At 70.9% G+C, this 20619-nt stretch carries 20 protein-coding genes; 14 read left to right on the top strand and 6 right to left on the bottom strand.

The window, feature by feature from the left end:
- The first annotated feature begins 140 nt into the window (after nt 1-140).
- From ABD093_RS18760 to ABD093_RS18790, 7 genes are all read left to right on the top strand, one after another.
- Nucleotides 141-290 carry a hypothetical protein gene (locus tag ABD093_RS18760; RefSeq protein WP_193116475.1) on the top strand — a complete coding sequence of 50 codons (150 nt, stop codon included), beginning with the start codon at nt 141-143 and terminating at the stop codon, nt 288-290.
- Nucleotides 287-1261, top strand: a complete 975-nt coding sequence (locus ABD093_RS18765) for a carbohydrate ABC transporter permease (protein WP_193116474.1) — start codon at nt 287-289, stop codon at nt 1259-1261. The genes ABD093_RS18760 and ABD093_RS18765 overlap by 4 nt, the downstream gene beginning before the upstream one ends.
- On the top strand, nt 1261-2208 hold the full coding sequence (locus ABD093_RS18770) for a carbohydrate ABC transporter permease (RefSeq protein ID WP_193116473.1): 948 nt from the start codon (nt 1261-1263) through the stop codon (nt 2206-2208). Before ABD093_RS18765 ends, ABD093_RS18770 begins: the two co-directional genes overlap by 1 nt.
- A 29-nt stretch (nt 2209-2237) precedes the next feature.
- Nucleotides 2238-3617, top strand: coding sequence for an ABC transporter substrate-binding protein (locus ABD093_RS18775; protein WP_193116472.1), 1380 nt, complete (start codon nt 2238-2240; stop codon nt 3615-3617).
- On the top strand, nt 3614-4363 hold the full coding sequence (locus tag ABD093_RS18780) for a glycerophosphodiester phosphodiesterase (RefSeq protein ID WP_343926462.1): 750 nt from the start codon (nt 3614-3616) through the stop codon (nt 4361-4363). Before ABD093_RS18775 ends, ABD093_RS18780 begins: the two co-directional genes overlap by 4 nt.
- Before the next feature lie 151 nt (nt 4364-4514).
- Nucleotides 4515-5468 (top strand): sugar-binding transcriptional regulator, encoded by a 954-nt coding sequence (locus ABD093_RS18785; protein WP_193116470.1) that lies wholly within the window; start codon nt 4515-4517, stop codon nt 5466-5468.
- Nucleotides 5469-5600: 132 nt separating this feature from the next.
- A complete protein-coding gene (locus ABD093_RS18790; protein ID WP_193116469.1) occupies nt 5601-6794 on the top strand; it encodes an ROK family transcriptional regulator in 1194 nt (397 codons plus the stop codon).
- Between the two features lie 54 nt (nt 6795-6848).
- Here ABD093_RS18790 and ABD093_RS18795 read toward each other — a convergent pair whose 3' ends face one another.
- Both ABD093_RS18795 and ABD093_RS18800 read right to left on the bottom strand, forming a co-directional pair.
- Nucleotides 6849-7523 carry a dihydrofolate reductase family protein gene (locus ABD093_RS18795; protein WP_193116468.1) on the bottom strand — a complete coding sequence of 225 codons (675 nt, stop codon included), beginning with the start codon at nt 7521-7523 and terminating at the stop codon, nt 6849-6851.
- A gap of 229 nt (nt 7524-7752) precedes the next feature.
- Nucleotides 7753-7965: a CsbD family protein gene (locus ABD093_RS18800; protein WP_193116467.1), complete on the bottom strand. Its 213-nt coding sequence runs from the start codon at nt 7963-7965 to the stop codon at nt 7753-7755.
- Nucleotides 7966-8510: 545 nt separating this feature from the next.
- Between ABD093_RS18800 and ABD093_RS18805 the strand changes: the two genes are divergently transcribed.
- Together ABD093_RS18805 and ABD093_RS18810 are read left to right on the top strand one after the other, a co-directional pair.
- A complete protein-coding gene (locus ABD093_RS18805) occupies nt 8511-9638 on the top strand; it encodes a methyltransferase (protein WP_343926465.1) in 1128 nt (375 codons plus the stop codon).
- 233 nt (nt 9639-9871) lie between these two features.
- Complete coding sequence (locus ABD093_RS18810; RefSeq protein WP_193116466.1) at nt 9872-11062, top strand: 3-deoxy-7-phosphoheptulonate synthase; 1191 nt, start codon at nt 9872-9874, stop codon at nt 11060-11062.
- A 27-nt stretch (nt 11063-11089) separates the two neighbouring features.
- Here the strand turns inward: ABD093_RS18810 and ABD093_RS18815 are convergent, their stop codons facing one another.
- From ABD093_RS18815 to ABD093_RS18825, 3 genes are all read right to left on the bottom strand, one after another.
- Nucleotides 11090-13033, bottom strand: a complete 1944-nt coding sequence (locus tag ABD093_RS18815; RefSeq protein WP_193116465.1) for an aconitate hydratase — start codon at nt 13031-13033, stop codon at nt 11090-11092.
- Between the two features lie 109 nt (nt 13034-13142).
- Nucleotides 13143-13826, bottom strand: a complete 684-nt coding sequence (locus tag ABD093_RS18820) for a phosphotransferase family protein (protein ID WP_193116538.1) — start codon at nt 13824-13826, stop codon at nt 13143-13145.
- Between the two features lie 9 nt (nt 13827-13835).
- On the bottom strand, nt 13836-14138 hold the full coding sequence (locus tag ABD093_RS18825) for a hypothetical protein (protein WP_193116464.1): 303 nt from the start codon (nt 14136-14138) through the stop codon (nt 13836-13838).
- A 371-nt stretch (nt 14139-14509) separates the two neighbouring features.
- On the opposite strand from ABD093_RS18825, the gene ABD093_RS18830 reads away from it, so the two are divergent.
- Entirely contained in the window at nt 14510-15151 is a 642-nt protein-coding gene (locus ABD093_RS18830) for a DUF5701 family protein (RefSeq protein ID WP_193116463.1), read from the top strand.
- A 227-nt stretch (nt 15152-15378) separates the two neighbouring features.
- A complete protein-coding gene (locus ABD093_RS18835; RefSeq protein WP_226849714.1) occupies nt 15379-16884 on the top strand; it encodes a DUF1990 domain-containing protein in 1506 nt (501 codons plus the stop codon).
- Between the two features lie 145 nt (nt 16885-17029).
- Here ABD093_RS18835 and ABD093_RS18840 read toward each other — a convergent pair whose 3' ends face one another.
- Nucleotides 17030-17221, bottom strand: coding sequence for a hypothetical protein (locus tag ABD093_RS18840; RefSeq protein ID WP_193116462.1), 192 nt, complete (start codon nt 17219-17221; stop codon nt 17030-17032).
- Nucleotides 17222-17432: 211 nt separating this feature from the next.
- On the opposite strand from ABD093_RS18840, the gene ABD093_RS18845 reads away from it, so the two are divergent.
- Genes ABD093_RS18845 through ABD093_RS18855 form a run of 3 tightly spaced genes read left to right on the top strand, consistent with a single transcriptional unit; the run spans nt 17433 to nt 20469 of the window.
- Nucleotides 17433-19145 carry a carbon starvation CstA family protein gene (locus ABD093_RS18845; RefSeq protein WP_193116461.1) on the top strand — a complete coding sequence of 571 codons (1713 nt, stop codon included), beginning with the start codon at nt 17433-17435 and terminating at the stop codon, nt 19143-19145.
- A 56-nt stretch (nt 19146-19201) separates the two neighbouring features.
- Nucleotides 19202-19486: a cory-CC-star protein gene (locus tag ABD093_RS18850; protein ID WP_193116536.1), complete on the top strand. Its 285-nt coding sequence runs from the start codon at nt 19202-19204 to the stop codon at nt 19484-19486.
- Nucleotides 19477-20469 carry an ArsA family ATPase gene (locus tag ABD093_RS18855; RefSeq protein ID WP_193116460.1) on the top strand — a complete coding sequence of 331 codons (993 nt, stop codon included), beginning with the start codon at nt 19477-19479 and terminating at the stop codon, nt 20467-20469. The genes ABD093_RS18850 and ABD093_RS18855 overlap by 10 nt, the downstream gene beginning before the upstream one ends.
- Nucleotides 20470-20619: the final 150 nt, after the last annotated feature.

The following is a 20619-nucleotide window of genomic DNA, read 5'->3' on the forward strand; positions in this document are numbered from 1 at the left end:
CCGTTCTACGTCAACGACGCGACGCTCCCCATCACCACGAACCGGGAAGAGCCCGTTACGGTGGGTCCCGACGTGACCGGGCCCACTGCGGACGGTGGGCCACAGCAGGCAGGAGCCAGGCCGCTCCCGGAAGGACCACCATGACGCCGAACCGTGCCGCGGTGATGCCGGAGATCGGAACCCTCGAGATCCGCGATGTCCCCGTCCCCACCCTCGCCCCGTTCCAGGCGCTGGTGAGCACCGAAGCCGGCGGCCTCCCTGACACCGAGCACCCCCGGGAGGCCCGATGAGCACCAGTCCCACGGCCCCGGAGAGGTCGCGGAAGGAGGCCCCGACCTCGGTGACGTCGCTGCCGCCCCTGTCGGCGGAGCGCCTCGCCGCCCGCCGCCGACGCCTGCGACGCGGCTACGGCCTGTTCGCCCTGTTCGCCTTCCCCAACCTCGCGCTCATCGCCGTCTTCGCGTACTGGCCGATCATCGCGAACCTCTACCTGAGCCTCACCAGCTGGGACTTCATCTCTCCCGAGCCGCTCTTCGTGGGGCTGACGAACTACACCTCGATGCTCGTCTCGCCCTCCTTCCACAAGGTGCTGTGGGTGTCGTTGGTGTGGGTTGTCGTGGTGGTCGGCATCAGCCTCGTGCTCGGTGTGCTGCTGGCGGCCCTCTTCTCCAAGAAGCTGCCCGGCACCTCGGTCGCCACGGGCATCGTGTTCACCCCGCACGTCGTCTCCGGCGCCGCGATCGCCGTGGTGTGGCTGTTCATCTTCGACCCCAACTACGGCCTGGCACGTGTGGTCTTCAACCTCGTCGGGGCGGATTCGCCGAGCTGGACCACCGACGCCGACTGGGCGCTGCCCGCCCTGCTGATCGTCTCGATCTGGAAAGGCGTCGGCTTCGTCTCGATCGTGTACCTCGCCGGCATCCAGGGGCTGCCCACCGACGTCCTCGAGGCCGCCGAGCTCGACGGCGCCAACTCGTTCCAGACCTTCACCCGGGTGATCCTCCCGCTGCTCTCGCCCACCACGTTCTTCCTGGTCATCACCCAGACCATCGGCGCCTTCCAGGCGTTCGACCTGATCGCGGTGATGACGAACGGCGGCCCGGCCTCCTCCACCACCACGCTGAGCTGGTTCATCTACGAACAGGCGTTCTCCCGCTCCAACGTCGGCCTCTCCGCCGCCGCCGGCACCGTCATGTTCGTGATCCTCATGGTCATCACGGCCCTGCAGTTCCGGTTCGTCGAGAAGAAGGTGCACTACTGATGGCGGATCCCACGACCACCCGCACGGCGGCCGAGGGGGACCAGCGGGCCGACGAGTCCGTCGGCCGCACCGGCAGCACGTCCCGCGGACCCGCGTCTTCCACCCGTCGCCGCCGCCCGAGCCCCCTGAGGCGCAGCTGGTGGGGATACCTGCTGCTGATCGCTGTGGGCCTGGTCTTCCTCATCCCGCTGTACATGCTGCTGTCCACGTCGTTCAAGACCAACGGCGACATCTACTCCTGGCCCATGAAGTGGCTGCCCAGCGAGCTGACCTTCGAGAACATGCGCGAGGCCTGGCGGATCGCACCCTTCGGGGCGTTCATCAAGAACTCGGTGATCGTCACGGTCATCGGGGCGACGCTCAAGGTGGTGCTCGCCGTCTTCGCCGCCTACGCGTTCGCGTTCCTGCCCTTCCCGGGCAAGAAGTGGCTGTTCGTGGTGATGCTCGGCGCGCTCATGGTCCCCGGTCACGTCACGCTGCTGGTCAACTACATCACCATGGGCAACATGGGCCTGATCAACACCTACGCGGGCCTGATCCTGCCGGGGGTGGCCTCCGCCTTCGGAACCTTCCTGCTGCGCCAGCACTTCATGTCGCTGCCCGCGGAGGTGTTCGAGGCCGCGGAGGTCGACGGCTGTGGTCACCTGCGCCGGCTCATCTCCTTCACGCTGCCGATGTCGATCCCGGCCGTGGTCACCGTGGCCCTGGTCGCCGTCATCGACGAGTGGAACAACTTCGTGTGGCCGCTGATCATCACCAACTCGGTGAACATGCGCACCCTGCCCATCGGGCTGATGTATTTGAAGTCCAACGACGGCCTGACCAACTGGGGCGTGCTGATGTCCGGCACCCTCATCGTGGTGCTCCCGATGCTGTTCGTGTTCCTGTGCGCCCAGCGCTACATCGTCTCCGGGCTCACCGGCGCCGCCGCCGGCAACGGTCGCTGAGCACCGTGCCCCGTCCTGCAAGGAGAGCCATGCCTTCCACCCGTTCCCGCGGGCGCTCCGCCCGCCCCCGCACCCCCTCGCGCCGGCTGCTGCTGGGCGCCGGACTGTTCGCCGCCGGGACACCGCTGCTGGGCGGCTGCTTCGGCCTCGGCGACACCGAGGGGCTCGTGCTCGAGCAGCCCGGCGGCGAGACCCCCGAGGAGTTCGCGGGCCGTCAGCGCGTGGTCATCTGGAGCGCCTACACCGCGCACAACGCCGAGGTGATCCAGGCGAACATCGACGCCTTCCACAAGGCGCAGAGCGAGATCTACGTCGAGGTGCAGATCTTCGACAGCTACGAGGGCGTGGAGTCCAAGCTCTCCGCGAGCCTGCAGGCCCGCCAGGTGCCCGACATCGTCGTGTTCAGCGACGTGGTGTGGAACCGCTTCTACCTCGCGGAGGTGCTCGAGCCGCTCAAGGGCTACTTCGACGACTCCTTCGGCACCGACACCTACCACGAGCGGTTCCTCGCCGAGGGCACCGTCAAGGACGACATCTGGTGGCTCCCCTTCGGCCGCTCGACGCCGCTGTTCTACTACAACCGCGAGATCTTCGACGCCGTGGGCCTCCCGGACCGCGCGCCGGAGACCTACACCGAGTACGCCGAGTGGGGCCGCGAGGTCACCGGCTACGAGTACCACGGCAACAAGGTCGCCATGCGCGCCTACATCGGCGGCGACGACTGGTACTTCTCGGGCTCGATCTGGGCCTTCGGCGGCGCCTACTCCGACGGCCTGGACATGACGCTGACCACCGACGAGTCGATCGCCGCGCTCGAGTACGACCGGACGTTCATCCACGACGACGGCTCGGGCTATCTCGCGGCCGACGCCACCGGCGACTTCTCCTCGGGTGCCTGCGCCACCGCCCTGCAGTCCACCGGCAGCCTCTCCGGCATCAAGGAGGCCGCGACCTTCGACTTCGGCTGCGGGTACCTTCCGCAGGAGGTCGGCCCCGGGGTCCCCACCGGCGGCGGCGGGCTGTCGATCATGAAGTACGCCTCCGCGCAGCGGAAGCAGGCCGCCTGGGAGGTCATCAAGTTCCTCAGCACCGGGCAGGCCTCGATCGACTGGACCCTGGGCAGCGGCTATGTGCCCTCCACGAAGGACGCGATGGAGTCCGACGAGATCGCGGCGCGCTCCGCCGAGGACCCCCGCTACCAGGTCGGCATCGACCAGCTCGAGATCGCGCAGGGGCCCGACGTCGCCCGACGCTATGTGCCCGAGACGCTCGTTGAGGCCAAGAACGCCATCCAGTCCGTCTACTCGGCCGGCGAGGACGCCGAGAAGGTGCTGACCAGGATGGAGAAGGAGCTGGAGCCCGCGATCGACCGGGTCCGGGAGAAGTACGAGCAGAGAGTGGGAGAGTGAGAGGCACGATGGGAAAGATGCTGATCGTGGGCCACCGCGGCGCGATGGCGCACGCCCCCGAGAACAGTCTGGAGGGCTACGAGCTGGCCGAGCAGATCGGGGTCGACGAGATCGAGCTCGACGTGCGGCTCAGCGCCGACGAGGAGCTGTTCCTCCTGCACGACGCGACGCTGGACCGCACCGCCGGCGACGACTCCGCGCGGGGCCTCGGCCCGGCCAGGGAGATGACCCTGGCCGAGCTGCGCTCCGTGGTGCTGGACTCCGGCTTCGGCGTGGTGACGCTTCAGGAGATGTACGAGGCCACCCGCACCGTCATCCAGCTCGAGATCAAGGCCCCGGAGACCGTGCCCTACCTGGCGCGCTACTTCGAGGCCCATCCCGAGCACGCTGCACGGACGCAGCTGACCAGCTTCAAGGAGGAGCCGCTGCGCGAGGCCATGGAGCTGTTCCCCGACGTGCCGCGCGGCATCATCCGCCACGACATCGCCGCAGCCGAGGAGTTCGAGGGCGGCTGGGAGAAGCTCGTGGACCACACGGGCGCGTCCCGGATCTGCGTGGGCTTCGAGGGGCTCACCGACCAGCACGTCCAGGCGTTCCGGGACCGCGGCCTCGAGCTGCACCTGTGGCCGATGCGCTCGTTCGAGAACATGCGCGAGGCGGTGCGCCTGGGGGCCGACGGCACCACGGCCGACGACCCGGCACTCGCCATGGACTGGCTCGACGAGGCCGATGCCGCCTCCACCTGACCGTCCGCCGCTCGACCGTCGGGTGGCGGACCGGAGTCCGCTCGGAGGCGGTTCGCGACCTGACTGTCCGGCGGACGGGGAGGAACGAGGGCCATCCATGGACGACCCGTCGTCCCCGATATCTGCACGGATGCGGCAATACCATGCGCTCATGAGCGCACAGATGCCCTTGGACCAGCAGATCCTGCACGTGTACGTCGCCATGCAGAATCTCGCCCACGGACGCACCGTCAACGACATCGCCGAGGAGATCGGCAAGTCGCGCTTCGTCACCGCGCGCATGGTGCGAAAGGCTCGTGACCTGGGACTGATCGAGGTGCGCCCGGCCGTGGAGGTCCCGATCGACGTGGACCTCTCGACGCGGCTCGCCCGGCGCTACGGCCTGCAGTCCGCGCTCGTGGTCGCCACCCGCTCCGCGCAGGACGCCGAGGTGCGCGAGGCCATCGCCGCGGTCACCGCCCGGTTCATCCGCGAGACCGTGCAGGAGGACGACGTGCTCGGCTTCGCGCCCGGCCGCACCCTCGTGCTCGCCTCCCGGCAGATCGACGCGCTGCCCAGCGCCGACGTCGTCCAGCTGACCGGCATCGGCTGGCCGCGGCTCGAGGACGGCGTCGAGGTCATCTCCAACATCGGCCGCGCGGCCGGGGGAGCGACCTCGCCGCTGTATGTCCCGATCCTCATCGAGCTCGAGGCGACGCCGATCCTCCGTCATCCCGCGATCCAGGAGACCATGGCGAGGTTCCGGCACGTCCGCAAGGCCTTCCTCACCATCGGCGGCTGGCCCGACTCCTCGCTGCTGGCGCAGATCCTCGCCGAGAACGGGGAGCGGGAGACCTTCGAGGAGAGGGGAGTGGTGGCCGAGTTCGGCACCACGCTGCTGGACATCGAGGGTCGGAGCGTCAGCGGCCTCGAGGGCCGCTTCATCGGCATCCCGGAGACGGAGCTGCGCTGGGTGCCTCTCCGGGTGGCGATCGGCGGCGGCGAGTGGAAGGAGCGCGGAGTGCTCGCGACCCTCCGGTCAGGACTCGCCCACGTGATCATCACGGACGTGCGCTCGGCCGAGCTGGCGCTCGCCGCGGCGGATGCTCCCGAGATGCCTGTGTGACGCGGGCTCAGTGGCCAGGGTGAGGTGACCCGCGGCTCTGCCCGCAGCATTCCCGCCAGCAGCATTTCGGCCGTCGGTGACAGCCGATTCACGCGGACCGGGCGCAGGGTGCCATACTGGGATGATCCGGACGTGACCGGCGTCACGAAGGGGGTGGAGGGTATGCACCGCACGGGACGCCGAGCGGATCCCAGCTCGGTACGCAGCTGGAACGAATATGCCGTGGTCGACGCCCTCCGCACCGACGGCCCCCAGCGCATCACCGAGCTCGTCGGCTCCACCGGGCTCTCCCAGGCCACCCTCGCCGAGGTGCTGCGCGGGCTGAGCGACAAGGGCTGGGCCGACGTCGGCCCCGCGCGGGTCAGCGGTCCGGGCCGGCCGTCCCAGATGTTCAGCGCTCGCACCCCCGCGGGGCAGGTTCTCGGGGTCGACATCGGGCCGCATTCCGTGCGCGCCGTCAGCACGGACCTCGCGGGGGAGCCCGTGCGTCGTGCCGAGTGCGAGGTGGCCGACGGGGAGATCCGGCGTGATGCCTCGCCGGTGCACGAGGCCGTCTCGACCGTGGTCGCGGAGTGCACCGACGACGCCTCCGAGGTGTGGGTGACGGCGTTCGCCCTGTCCGGAACCGTCGACGACGGTGGCCGGCTGGCCCGATCGGTGACGCTCCCCGCCTGGGAAGGGCACCGGCCGGGTGATCTCCTGGGCGAGTGCATCCAGGGCATCACGATGGCTGACAACGACGTGCGGGCTGCGCTCTGGGCGGAGCACCGGGTGGGCGTCTCCCGGGGGCACACGGAGGTGGTGCAGATCCAGCTGGGACGGCGACCCTCGATGGCGCTGCTGCTGGGCGGGGTCCCGCGTCAGGGCGTCCATCACATCGCGGGGGACCTGTCGATGTCCGCGCTGCGGCCCACGAGCGAGCTGCGTGCCTGGCGGAGCGACGCCGATGGCATCCGGGACCCGGTAGGCCACATGGTGCAGGCCGCGCTCGACGGGGACCCGGCGGTGCTGGCCACGGTGAAGGACTACACCGGACAGGTCGCGGAGACGCTCGCCCTGGCGGCCACCCTCGTGGACCCGTCCCTGGTGGTCGTCGGCGGTGCGCTCACCCCGCTCGCGCACCTCTTCGAGGACGATCTGCGAGAGTACCTCGCGACCCACGCCCAGATCGCACCCGAGCTCGGCATCTCCCAGCTCGACCAGTTCGCGAGCGCCCATGGAGCCGCCCTGCTCGCCTCCCGCGACATCCTGTCCACCCTCGCCGATCCGACGACGGGGCTGCGCCCCTTCACTCGCGAGGCGTACACAGCCGGCGTGGGCTCCTAGCGGGTCCGTCGGGCGAGAGACACCGTCGGACCGACCGGCATCGACCCTGGGTGCTCAGCGACGCCAGAGGAAGCAGTGCGTGACGCCGCTGGGCGCGAGGACCTTCTCCAGATGGAAGCGGTCCGTGAGGTCCTCCGGGGCATCCCACAGCCGGAGCCCGCTGCCGTACTCGAGCGGGGCGACCGCCACGTGCAGCTCATCGATGAGGTCCGCCTCGAGGAACTGGCGAACGGTGGAGACCCCGCCGCCGATGCGCACGTCCTTCCCGTCGGCCGCCGCGAAGGCCTGCTCGAGCGCCTCCCGCGGGGTGCCGTCCACGAAATGGAAGGTGGTGTCCGAGAGCGAGAACGACGGCCGCGGGTGATGGGTCATCACGACCACGGGCGTGTGGAACGGCGGATCCTCGCCCCACCAGCCGGTCCACTCCTCATCCGGCCACGGGCCGCGCACGGGGCCGAACTTGTTGCGCCCCATGATCTCCGCGCCGATGTTCTGGGAGAAGTCTCTGGTCAGGCGGTCCTCGAGGCCTCGTGTGCCGCCACCATCGGTGCGTCCGGGGAAGTTCGCGGTCTCGAAACTCCAGGCCATGAGCTTGCTGGGGTCGAGGGGGCCGGTGCTCACGGTCCCGAAGGGCCGCTCGAGGCTCTGGTGCTCCCCGGCGCCGATGCCGTCGCGGGAGACGGTGAAGTTCTGGACCCTGACCCGTTGGGGCTGTTCTCGTGGCGTCATCGCGCACTTCCTGTCGAGGCTGCGGCGGCGTGCCGCTGGCAGGTCACGCTACTCCGTCCGGTCCTGTCCCGCCCGGTCCAGTCCCGTCCAGTCCCGTCCAGTCCTGCCCCCGTCCGGTGCCTGCGGGGCTGGGCGTCGCGGCCCTGGACGCGTCGAGGGCGGCCCCACCAGGTGGAGCCGCCCTCGGATCGGGTCGACGGCGGCGCGGAGCCGCTGCCGTCCCGGCAGATCAGTCGGTCTTGTCCTTCTTGCCGAACATCCCGCCGACCGCGCCCTTCACGGTGTCGCGGGCGTCCTGGAGCTTGTCCTTGGCGTCGGCCTTGCCCTGCTGGGCCTGGCCCTCCGCCTGGGTCTCCTTGTCGCCGGTGAGCTTGCCGAAACCTTCCTTGGCCTGGCCGCCCATCTTGTCGGTCGCGTTCTCGAACTTCTCGTCTGCACTCATGACGTGCCTCCTTCGTCGAAACGAACACAGGATGCCTGCGGTGCCGAGTATAGGAACGGAGGCTGGGCGAGCGCCGACCTCCCGGTCAGCCCAGTTCAGGTCAGCGGCCGTCCCTGCGAACGCCACGTCCGGATAGTCCCGCTGTGCGCACTGAGCGATACGAGCTTTCGTCGCTGTGCGTCGGCTCGAGGCGTATGGAGCGTAGAGCCGACGCTGGGGAGCAGAAGGTCGTAGGGCTGGGGCTGGGGCTGGGGCTGGGGCTGGGGCTTGGCGGGGTGGGTCAGGCGGTGGTGACGACCTGGTGGAACCAGGTGGTGAGGGTGGTGGGGTGGGTGATGGCGGTGCTGACCACGACGGCGAAGGCGCCGGTGGCGCGGGAAGTGCCTCGGCCCGGTCCGGCCCGGACCGTGATCGCAGAGCGCGATCGCAGGGCAGGTGAGACACTCTTCGGACCGGACGAGAAGGACTCGTCGCGAGGAGCCCTTCTGTGCACCGACCCGGATGCGGCGCCGGATCCTCGTTCGTCGACGTCCTGGGAGACACCGATGCCCCTGGTCAGCTGGACCGAGAACGACGCTGTGCAGTCGGCGCGGTGGCGCTCCGAGAACGGTGCTCCTCCGCCCGTCACGGTCGAGATCGCCGATGACACGCTCACCGCGAACGCCGCTCTGCGCCACCTGCGCGCCGGCAGCTCGCTGCTGTGGCGCGGCGACTTCCACAACGCCCGGCAGCTCCTCAAGGCCGTCTCCCGGCGCATCGATCACGGAAGCATCTCGCGCAAGCTGGGCATCTCGGCCCTGTTCCGTGCGCATCGCGCCGAGAGGGCGGAACGCTCCCAGGTGCTCGGCGGCATCGTCGTGCTCCTCGAGCCCGGCGGCCGCCTCGCGCTGCGCCGCGCCCCGGACATCGCGGACGCCTGCCGTGAGGCCTACGGCGAGCTGGAGGAGCCCACGCTGGTCTCGCTCACCGAGCTGCAGGGCGTCCTGAGCGCCTACCAGTGGCATGAGCAGGGGGTCCCGGTCCCGGCGCTCGGTGCCCGCATCCACCCTCGTCACAGCGTCTTCTCGCCCTCGCGCTCCGAATACGTGGACCTCGTGGCCCGGGTGCCGCTGCCCACCACGAGGGAGCAGCTCACGGCCTTCGACATCGGCACCGGCACCGGGGTGCTGGCGGCGGTCCTCGCCCGACGGGGTGTGGTGAACGTGGTCGCCACCGACGTGAACCCCCGCGCCGTCGAGAGCGCCCGGGAGAACATCGAGCGACTCGAGCTGACGTCGGCGGTCACCGTGATCGAGACGGATCTCTTCCCGCCGGGGCGCGCCGACCTCGTGGTGTGCAACCCGCCGTGGCTGCCGGGGACCCCCACCTCCGCGCTCGAGCTGGGCATCTACGACGAGGGCTCCACCATGCTGCGTGGTTTCCTCGCGGGCCTCGCCGATCACCTCACCCCCGGAGGGGAGGGCTGGCTGGTTCTGTCCGACCTCGCCGAGCACCTCGAGCTGCGCAGCCGCGACGAGCTGCGGCGCCTGATCCGCCGGGCCGGTCTGGAGGTTGCCGGCGAGGACTCGACCACGCCGCGCCACGGCCGCGCCGCCGACGCCCTCGACCTGCTCCACGCCGCCCGCCGCCAGGAGGTCACCACTCTGTGGCGCCTCCGAGCCAAGGCCGCCTGACCCTGGTCCTGTCGGCCGACCATCGGGCGGACCGGGCTTGCGTCGTGCGCCTGGGCCTGTACTCTCCTGGCATGACGAACCGATGGTTTACCTATGCGAAGTCGGCCCTGGAGGGGCCGGCGATGCCATAGCGTCACCATCCCTTCAGAGCCGCCGGGGCAGAGCATTCGCTCTGCCCTTCGCCATTCCCGGCGGGCTCTGCATCGGGTCCGCTCTCCCTCAGGACAGGACCCATGACAGCTCTCGACACAGTCCCAGCCAGCACAGGCCCGGCCGCCACGGCCACCGCAGCCTCCTCCGCCGCCTCGGCCTCCGCGGCCACCCCCGATCGCCACATCGCGAGCCTCACTCCGCTGCCCACCCCGGCCGAGCTCCTCGCCGAGCTGCCGCTGCGGCCGGACCTCGCCGATCTCGTGGGCAGTGCCCGCGACCAGGTGCGCGCGGTGCTCGAGGGCACCGATGACCGCCTGCTCGTCGTCGTGGGCCCCTGCTCGATCCATGACCCGGAGGCCGGGCTCGAGTACGCCTGCCTGCTCGCCGGGATCCAGGAGGAGCTGGGCGATGACCTGCTGCTGGTGATGCGCACCTACTTCGAGAAGCCGCGCACCACCGTCGGCTGGAAGGGCCTGATCAACGACCCGCACCTCAACGGCAGCCACGACATCGCCACCGGTCTGCGCCGGGCCCGCGATTTCCTGCTCGATGTCACGGGTCTGGGCCTGCCCTGCGCCACCGAGTTCCTCGAGCCGATCAGCCCGCAGTACATCGCGGACCTCATCAGCTGGGGCGCGATCGGGGCCCGCACCACCGAATCGCAGATCCACCGCCAGCTCGCCTCCGGCTTGTCCATGCCGATCGGGTTCAAGAACGGCACCGACGGAAGCATCCAGGTGGCGCTGGACGCGGTTGCGGCGGCCTCGTCCCCGCAGTCCTTCCTCGGGATCGGGGCCGACGGGCGGGCGAGCCTGGTCTCGACCACCGGCAACCCCGACGTCAACCTGATCCTGCGCGGCGGGTCCGACGGCCCGAACTGGGGCCCCGGCCCCGTGCGCACCGCCGCCGAGCGCCTCGCGGAGCAGGGCCTGCCGCCGCGCCTGGTGATCGACGCCAGCCACGGCAACTCCGGCAAGGACCACGTGCGCCAGGCCGAGGTCGCCACGATGCTCGCCGACCAGATCGCGGTGGACGGCAGGACGACAGACGGCAGCGCGGCTGCCGGCGGTGCGATCGCCGGGGTCATGCTCGAGAGCAACCTCGTCGCCGGCGCACAGAAGCTCGACGTCGACGCCGGACCGACGGGCCTCGTGCGCGGCCAGTCCGTGACCGATGCGTGCATGGACTGGGCAGCCACCGAGGACGTGCTGCGCGCTCTCGCGGGCGGGGTGCGTCGGCGGCGAGGAGGTCACGCCGCGCTCGCACGCTGACGGGCAGATCGGGGCAGCGGCCGACCCTCAGACCTCGCGCGCCGCGAGGGGGATCCGTCCGCCGGCGAGGACCATCTGCACCTGGCGCTCCGAGAGCCGGTGGTGCAGCCCCACCTCGCGGCCTCCGATCTGCGCCGTGACCGAGGTGCCGCTGCGGAGCGCCTCGTGCACGCCGTCGAGCACCACCTGGTCGTTCGTCCCGATACGGGTGAGGTCCGCGGGGTCGTCGAACTCGAGGGCGAGGATCCCGAAGTTCGCGAGGTTCTGCCAGTGGATCCGCGCGAAGCCCACTGCGATCACGGCCTTCAGTCCCAGGTAGCGCGGCGCGATCACGGCGTGCTCGCGGGAGGAGCCCTGGCCGTAGTTCCTCCCGGCCACGACCACGTGCCCGCCTTCGGCGGCCTGCGCGTTCCGCGGATAGTCCGGGTCGATCCGGGTGAAGGCGAACTCGGCGATCTTGGGGATGTTGCTGCGGAAGGGCAGCACGCGGGACCCGGCGGGCAGGATCTCGTCGGTCGAGACGTCGTCGCCCATCACCAAGATCGCGGGCACGTCCAGGTGGTCCTCGACCGGGGCGAAGTCCGGCAGCGAGGAGATGTTCGAGCCCTTCACCAGCTCGACCTCCGCAGCCTCCTCCGGCGGCAGGGGAGCGGCCAGCATCGAGGGCAGATGGGCATACCGCTCCGGCATCGTCGGGCGCGGACAGGTCAGGCCGTGGGAGCCGGCCAGGGTGCGCGGATCGGTGATCTTCCCGGTCAGGGCGGCGGCTGCGGCGGTCTCGGGGGAGCACAGCCACACCGCGTCCTCCTCCGTGCCGGAGCGGCCCGGGAAGTTCCGCGGCATGGTGCGCAGCGAGTTGCGGCCCGCGGCGGGGGCCTGGCCCATGCCGATGCAGCCCATGCAGCCGGACTGGTGGATGCGGGCGCCGGCCGCGACCAGCGAGGTCAGCCAGCCGCCGGTGATCAGATCCGCGAGCACCTCGCGGGAGGTGGGGTTGATGTCGACGGAGACCTGGTCGTGGCTCTGCTGCCCGGCGAGGATCTCGGCGACCACGGCGAAGTCCCGCAGCCCCGGGTTGGCGGAGGAGCCGACCACCACCTGGAACACCTCCTCGCCGGCCGCCTCGGCCACCGTCACCACGTTGCCGGGGGAGGAGGGGCGCGCGATCAGCGGCTCCAGGGTCGACAGATCGATCTGCTCGGTGACGTCGTAGGACGCGCCGGCGTCGGCCTCCCAGCGCTCGAAGTCGTCCTCGCGGCCGACGGCGGCGAGATAGTCGCGGGCCACATCGTCGGCCGGGAAGACCGTCGCGGTCGCGCCCAGCTCCGCGCCCATGTTCGCGATGACGTGCCGGTCCATCGCGCTCAGCTGCGCCAGACCCTCGCCGTGATACTCGATGATGCGACCCACGCCGCCGCTGACGCCGTGGCGGCGCAGCATCTCCAGCACCACATCCTTCGCGGAGACCCACTCGGGCAGGGTGCCCGTCAGCTCCACGCCCCAGACGTCCGGGGTCGTGACGTACATCGGCTGGCCGGCCATCGCCATCGCGATCTCCAGACCGCCCACCCCGACGGCGAGCATGCCCAGCGCGCCCGCCGCGCACGTATGGGAGTCGGAACCGATCAGGAGCGCGCCGGGGCGGCCGAAGTGGGCCTGGTGCACCGGATGGGAGACCCCGTTGCCCGCCTGGGAGAACCACAGCCCGAACCGCTCGGCGGCGGAGCGCAGGAACAGGTGGTCCTCGGGGTTCTTCTCGTCGGTCTGGAGCAGGTTGTGGTCCACGTACTGCACCGACAGCTCGGTGCGGATCCGGTCCAGGCCCATGGCCTCCAGCTCCAGCATCACCATGGTGCCGGTGGCGTCCTGGGTGAGGGTCTGGTCCACGCGCAGCCCCACCTCGGCCCCGGGTGTGAGCTCACCGTCGACGAGGTGAGAGGCGAGAAGTTTCTGAGCGACGTTCCGTGCCACAGCGCAGTCCTCCTGGGGTAGCGGCCCGCCGTCGTCGGTCCGACGGCGGACCTCCCTGCCAGGGTAGGCCGGATCAGCGCGGGTGCCCAGGATGGGGGCTGCGGCGACGTCACCCGGCCCGGCGGAGCGTGCGCATGATCGTCTCCCGCACCCGCGTAGCCATCCCCGGACCGTCGACCGGGGCACGCCCGGCCACCTGGAGCGGGATGAACTCCGGCCAGTTCGGTCCGAAGTTCAGCAGGCGCTGGAGGTCAGCCGCCGGATCGACCCGCCTCCCGGCGATCTGCTCGTAGTCCTCGAGGAACCACATCGCGGCGTCGGCGGAGAACAGCACGGCGAGATTCAGCCGGCAGTGCCCCACGTCCAGACCGCGATCTGCGCGGCCGACGGTGGGCCAGTCCACCACCGCCGAGATGCTCCCGCCCTGCCACAGCACGTTGAAGTGCTGGTAGTCGCCATGGCTGAGCACGGCGCGAGCCGGATCCGCAGGGCGGGCCGCGAGCTCCCGGGCCTCGCGAGCCAGCCCGCCGTCCGCGGCGACGTCGAGGGCCACGGGATCCTCGTGATCCCCTTCGAGCCAGCGCAGATCGCTCGAGGCCCACAGCTCGCAGGCGGCCAGCTCCGGGGGCGGCACCGCATGGATCCGCACCAGCATCTCGGCGAGGCTCCGCACCCAGGAGCGCAGGTCCGGCGGGGAGAGCTCCACCCGGCCGGGAAGGAACGTCGTCACCGTCGTCGGGCGGCCGGACGCGGAGCCGTCGGGGTCGGCGGCGATCAGCGCGGGCGCCGGCAGCCCGGTCCCTCACAGGGCCTCCAGCCCGACGGCTTCGCGTCGGACCATGCCCTGCTGCCAGCGGCTGTCACCGGACGGGTCCTCGTCCCGCGCATGGTCCCGCTCGGCGGGCCAGCGCCGCACCACGATGTCCGCCTCGCCGTCGGCTCGACGCAGCTGCAGCATCTGCCCGGTGATCCCGCCGACCAGCGAACGGACCACCGAGACCTCGCCGACCATCGGGGCGAGCCAGGAGCGCAGGGCAGGATCGAGCGCGGGGATCCGCGACGGATCGGTGGCCTGGTCGGGGTCGTGATCCTCGGGTGGCGGCATGGGGTCGACCCTGCCAGACGGGCGAGGCAGCCTCAACGGATATCGAGTGGCGGAGCTGGAGGAGTTGGCGGGGATGGGGCGGGGGAGCTGCAGAGTTGCCGGGTCTTGAGGTCGGCCACGGGGCCACGGGGCCACGGAACCGCCGGGAATAGGCCGTCGGCAGGTGGCGTTGAGTGCTGATCCGTGCGGAGCATCGTCCGCGCGACCCCACCCCAGGAGAGACCATCTCGCATCCCTCTGCCATTCTGCGTTCGCCCACTGCGTCTCAGGCCGCGCCGACCGCCGCCGCAGCGCCCGCCGCAGCGCCAGCTGCCACCGCGCCGACTGTCAACCCGGCCACTGACATCCGCCCCGCCTCGAAGGAGACCTCCATGCCCCCAGAGACCCTGCTCCCCACCCTCGCCGAGCAGGCAGGGCGGCTCATCGCTCTCGAGGTGCACACCCTGGCCGGGCTCAGCGAGCAGGCCCTGCGCGACGCCGTAGAGCAGTGGGGGAGCGACCGCACCGACGCCCTCCTCGCGATCGACCCGGCGCTCGCGCCGCCGTCGGCCCTCACCCCGCTGCTGCGGCGCGGGGAGAAGCCCGGCTTCGTGGTCGAGGACATGACCGACGTGGACCAGTTCGCGCCTACCGGCCTCGAGCTGGGCCGCGAGGCGCTCTACCTCGTCGAGGGACTGGAGCGCGGGGACGAGTACGAGAACTGGTCCGCGGAGGAGGCGCTGCCGGCGATCACCGGCCGCGACCGCACGCCGCTGCTTCTCAGCGAGGGCCTCCACTGGGTGCTCCAGCAGGGCGAGATCCTCGAGCGAGGCCACTGCTTCATGACGATCGGCTCGCGCCTCACCAAGCCCACCGGGAAGCTCGACTCGCGCACCCCGGCGCTCTGGATCAGCAACGGCACCGGACGTGACGGCAAGGACCGCCAGGACGCCCCGAAACTCGGCTGGTGCTGGTGGGGCAACCGCCACACCTGGCTCGGCTTCGCCTCCGCAGCCCGGCGAACGGCCGTCTGACCCCGGGTCGACGACCCCACGCGGTGGGGACCATCCGTCGAGCCTGCATTCTGTGTCGGTGAGCGCCCTCTCACCGACACAGAATGCAGGCTCGAACTCGACGAACTCGGGTTGCTGCCTTCGAGCACGGCGTGGCCTCGACGCAACACGGCCTGACCTCGACGCAACAGGGCGTGACCTCGACAAAGAGATGGAGATCAGAGCGCGCCTGCCGGTACCGTCACCTCATGACGTTCCCCTCCGCCCCGACCTGGTGGGAGGAGCGCGAGGCGTTCGTGTCCCGCGATGCCGAGAACGACCTCACCGTCGAGGATCCGCCGTTCTCCGCCGACCTCCTCGCGCTGCTGGCGGACGTCGAGGACGCGTTCGCCCAGACCGGCGCGGACACCCCCGGCTGGGAGGACCCGCACCACGACTCCACCGCACCCGGCGAGCGGCGCGACAGCCGCGACGAGGAGTACAGCCGCTGCTCGGACCCCGGCAAATACCGGATCCTGTGGACCCGCGCCGAGGCTTGGGTGCAAGTCCTCATCGCTCGTGGCTGGGCCGACGCGGTCGAGTTCGAGGACGGAGCGCAGGTCAGCTGGGCCGTCGACCCGCGCGTGGACCGCTATCGCACCTCGGTGCTGCGCCCCCGTCGGCCCGAAGCCCAGCCACTCGTGCTCGTCCGCACCGCCCCGGACGATGCCGCCGGCAGCGCCGGCAGCACCGGCAGCATCGACCTCGCCGACGACGCCGCCGCGGTCCCGGACCTCGTCGTCGGCCTGGGCGAGCCCGCCGTCGCGGTCCTGGAGCCGGACTGCCTGTGCGACGCCTGCGATTCCGGCTCCCGCGATCTGCTCGAGGAGCTCGACCAGGCGATCCTGTCGATCGTCGACGGCGCGAGCGAGGTGGTGAGATCTCCGGATGGCGCGAGCATGCGCACGTCCTTCGGCGCGGAGAGCGGCAGCGGAACCGATGATCCCGCCACGTCCCTGCGGATCACCGCCAGCCCCTGGGCCGACGACTGGACGCCGCGGCCGCTGTGCCCGCCGATCGAACCGCTCAGCCCGATGGAGTCGACGTGGCAGAACGAGATGCTGCGTGACCCATGGCCGGCGCGCCTGTTCGATACTGCGCTCGCCGTGCTCCCGGCTCCCCTCGAGGGGCGGATCCACCGGCTGCGGACGGGACGCTCCGCGCCGCCGACGAGGTACGCCACGGCGGTCGATTCCGAGCAGACGATCACAGCTCCGCTCGATGCCCTGGAGAATCCGCCTGAGGGGTACCGCCGGATGCGCCGCAGCGCCCTGGTGCCTGCCATGGATTTCGAGACGGCCAGCTCCGCCGTGCGCGGCTGGGTGGTGCACCGACGAGCGGGATTGCAGGTCGCTGCCTCGCACCGCCAAGCCGAGCCCGGAGCGCAGGTGCATCTGCGCCTCGGCATCGGGCCGCTCTCGATCCTCGCCCCCTGCCGCGTGCTGTGGGTGATCGACGAACCGGACCGTGCCGGCTTCGCCTACGGCACGCTGCCCGGACACCCCGAATCCGGGATCGAGCAGTTCACCGTGACCCGCACGGACACCGGCGTCGTGCGCTTCCATCTCGACGCGGTCTCGAAGCCCGCCGCCTGGTACGCCCGGCTCGGCGCGCCCGTCTCCCGAGTCGTCCAGGAGGTCGTCACCCGCCGCTACCTCCGCGCCCTGTCCACGCGCGCTGCCCCGGTAGTCGATATGGCCCGACGCGTCGGATAGCCCCCTGGATAACGACATGCCAGGCGGTACGGGGTGGGCGGGAAGCATCTGACGGGAGCAGGGGTCCAGGGGGAGCGCACCCGCGGGGAGCGCACTCGCGTGCCTCGGGCCTGCACGTCGTGGCACCGCTCGACGGCTCTGTCTCTCAGGAGTCCAGGTCGTGCCTCACCCCGTGGATGATCGAGGCGAACAGGCAGATGATGATCGCCGGGGCGAGGTCCACCGTGACGTCCAGGAATGCGCGCTGGAAGATCGCCGCGACCATTCCGACGATGACTGCCACCGTGCCGCCATAGAGCGCGAGGACGAGCGTCAGGTACTTAGCCCTGTCCGTCATCGACGCACCCCCTCTCCTCCGTCGGTCAGCACTGTATCTCGCGGGCCACCACCCTGACGGAGGGCATCTATCCCGCGACAGCGCACGAGTCCGCTACGGTGGCCCGTATCGCGTGCGATGACGACGTGACGAGTGCCCGGCGGCTGTGCCCGTCGTCCGCCCTCGCGCCCTGTCGCCGCGGCCCTTCCCCGCCCTCGACAGGAGAGCCCCCGTGAACTCCCTGATCCTCGCAGTGGTCGGCATCGCCATGATGGTCGCCGGCTACATGCTCTACTCCCGCTACCTCGGCAGGCGCGTGTTCAAGCTCCGCGCCTCCTTCCGCACCCCCTCCCATGAGCTGGAGGACGGGGTCGACTTCGTCCCCACCAACAAGTTCATCCTGTGGGGCCATCACTTCACCTCCGTCGCCGGCGCCGCACCGATCGTCGGCCCCGCCGTCGCCGTGATCTGGGGCTGGCTGCCCGCCTTCCTCTGGGTCACCCTCGGTACCGTCTTCTTCGCGGGCATGCACGACCTCGGCTCGCTGTGGGCGTCGGTCCGCAACCGCGGCCAGTCCATCGGCTCCCTCTCCGCGCGGTACATCGGTGCCCGCGGCAGCCGCCTGTTCCTGGTGGTCATCTTCCTGCTGCTGCTCATGGTCAACGCCGCCTTCGCCGTGGTCATCGCCGGGCTCCTGGTCTCCACGCCCACGGCGGTGATCCCCACCTGGGGCGCCCTCGTCGTCGCGGTGCTCATCGGCCAGGCGATCTACCGCCTGAAGTGGAACCTGCCGATCGTCTCCGTGGTCGGCGTGGTGGCGCTGTACGCCCTGATCGTGCTGGGCAACGCGGTCCCCGTCGTGCTGCCCGACACCGTGCTGGGCCTCTCCGCCGAGGCGTTCTGGATCGTCGTGCTGTTCGTCTACGCCGCGATCGCGTCCGTGCTCCCGGTGTGGGTGCTGCTGCAGCCGCGCGACTACATCAACGGCCTGCAGCTGTTCATCGCGCTCGGGCTGCTCTACGGCGCGGTGCTCATCGTCCGCCCCGAGATGGTCGCCCCCGCGTTCAACACGGCCGTGCCGGACGGCACGCCGGGCCTGATGCCGCTGCTGTTCGTGACCATCGCGTGCGGCGCCATCTCCGGCTTCCACGGCGTCGTCTCCTCCGGCACCTCCTCGAAACAGCTCGACAAGGAGACCGACGCTCGCTTCGTGGGCTACTTCGGTGCGGTCGGCGAGGGCCTGCTCGCCCTCGGCGCGATCATCGCCACCACCGCCGGCTTCCGCACCCTCGCCGACTGGGAGGCCGTGTACTCGGCCTTCGGCGAGGGCGGCGTGGGCGCCTTCGTCAACGGCGGCGGCGCGATCGTCAACGCCGGCCTGGGCATCCCCACATCGCTGTCGGCGACGATCCTGGCCACCACAGCAGTGCTGTTCGCAGCGACCACCATGGACACCGGGGTGCGCCTGCAGCGCTTCGTGGTCCAGGAGATCGCCCAGGTCGTGGGCGTGAAGCTCGGGACCGCCGTCGCCACCGCGATCGTGCTGGTCGTGTGCCTCGCGCTCACCTTCAGCGCCGGGGCCGACGGGTCCGGCGGCATGCTGATCTGGCCGCTGTTCGGCACCACCAACCAGATCCTGGCCGGACTCACCCTCGCGATCCTCGCGGTGATGCTGATGCGCAAGCGCCGCCCGGTGCTGCCGATCGTGATCCCGCTGGTGTTCGTGCTCTTCGTCAGCGTGTATGCGCTGATCATCCAGCTCGGCGACTTCCTCGCGGCCGGCAACTGGCTGCTGCTGGTGCTCGACGTGATCATCCTGATCGCGGCCGTCTGGGTGATCGTCGAATCCGCGGTGGCGCTGAACCGGGCCCGGAAAGACGAGCCCGAGCTCGATGACGAGGACGAGCGCGAGCCCGTCGGCGCCGACGGAGGCGCCGGCGAGTGACCAGCCCGTCCACCCCAGCTCCCGTCGGCGGGTCTCCGGACCGGCCCGCCGACGGGGTGGCCCCCGCACGCTCCCGCCCCACGGTCAGGCAGCGCTGGCGGGCGTTCAGCGACGGGCTGCGCGAGTTCTACGTCGCCCCCTACCGCCGCACCTTCGCCCGCGCCCAGCGCGATGAGGACGACCTGTTCCGGATGCTCGTGATGAGCGAGATGCTGGGCGTCCCCAACCCGGCCGCGTACTACACCGCCGAGCTGCTGCCCGTGCTCTATGACAGCTTCCACGACTGGCATCGCCGCATGGGCATGGAGCGCTCACCGTTGGAGGACTACCGATGCTGCTGACCCTCGCCGCCGAGCGCCGCGTGCTGTTCCTGGGCGGGAAGGGCGGCGTCGGGAAGACCACCGTCGCCTCCGCCGTGGCTCTCGCCGCGGCCCGCGAGGGCCGACGCGCCCTCGTGGTCTCCACCGACCCCGCCCACAACCTCGGCCATCTGTGGGGTCAGAGGATCGGGGACCGCGCCACCCCGCTCGGCGACGGCGTGGGCGGCCGGCTGCGGGGCCTGGAGATCGACCCCGACGCCACCACCGACCGCCATCTGAAGGACGTCGCCCACACCCTGAAGCGCCTCATGCCGGACAACCTCGCCGGTGAGGTCGACAAGCACATGGACCTCTCCCGACGGTCCCCGGGCACCCACGAGGCTGCGGTGCTGGAGCGGATGACGGAGCTGGTCGAGATGGGGATGCAGGACTACGACCTGGTCGTCTTCGACACCGCCCCGTCCGGGCACACCGCGCGGCTGATGGCGCTGCCGGAGGTGATGACCGCCTGGACCGACGGCCTGCTGAACCGCCGGGAGAAGTCCGCGAAGCTCGGCGCCGCGATGCGCGGGCTCGACGGTGATCGCGGGAGGACCGTGCTCGGGTCGACTGCCCCGCGGGACCCGATCGAGGAGCGCGACGACGAGATCCGCTCGATCCTGCTGCGCCGCCGCGACCGCCTCGCCGGGCTGCGCGAGGTGCTCGTGGATTCCGCGCTCTCGTCCTTCGCGATCGTCCTGGCCGCCGAGCGCCTGCCGGTGCTGGAGACCATCGAGCTGAACGCGGAGCTCACCCGCACCGGCGTCGACATCGGCGCCCTGGTGGTCAACAAGCGCTCGCCCGCCGATCGCGGCGACTTCCTCGCTCGCCGTCGCGCCGTCGAGGACGAGCACCTCGTGACCCTCCGCGACGCCCTGCCGCGGGTGCCGCTGCAGGAGGTGCCGCTGGGGGAGGAGGACGTCGTCGGCCCGGCCGCTCTGGAGCGCTTCGCGACGCTGCTCTGAGAGCCTCTGAAAGCTCTGTGCGCTCCGCCTGCTCCAAGGCCACTATGGCGATCCCGGACGGATCACCGAGGAATGATCAGAACCTGTGGATGGCTCTCGGCGAGGTGGCGTGCAAGGGACGCACCTTCCCGAGGATGATCTGCAAGGAAC

The sequence above is a fragment of the Brachybacterium tyrofermentans genome (assembly GCF_039526165.1).
GTDB classification, from domain to species: Bacteria; Actinomycetota; Actinomycetes; order Actinomycetales; family Dermabacteraceae; genus Brachybacterium; species Brachybacterium tyrofermentans.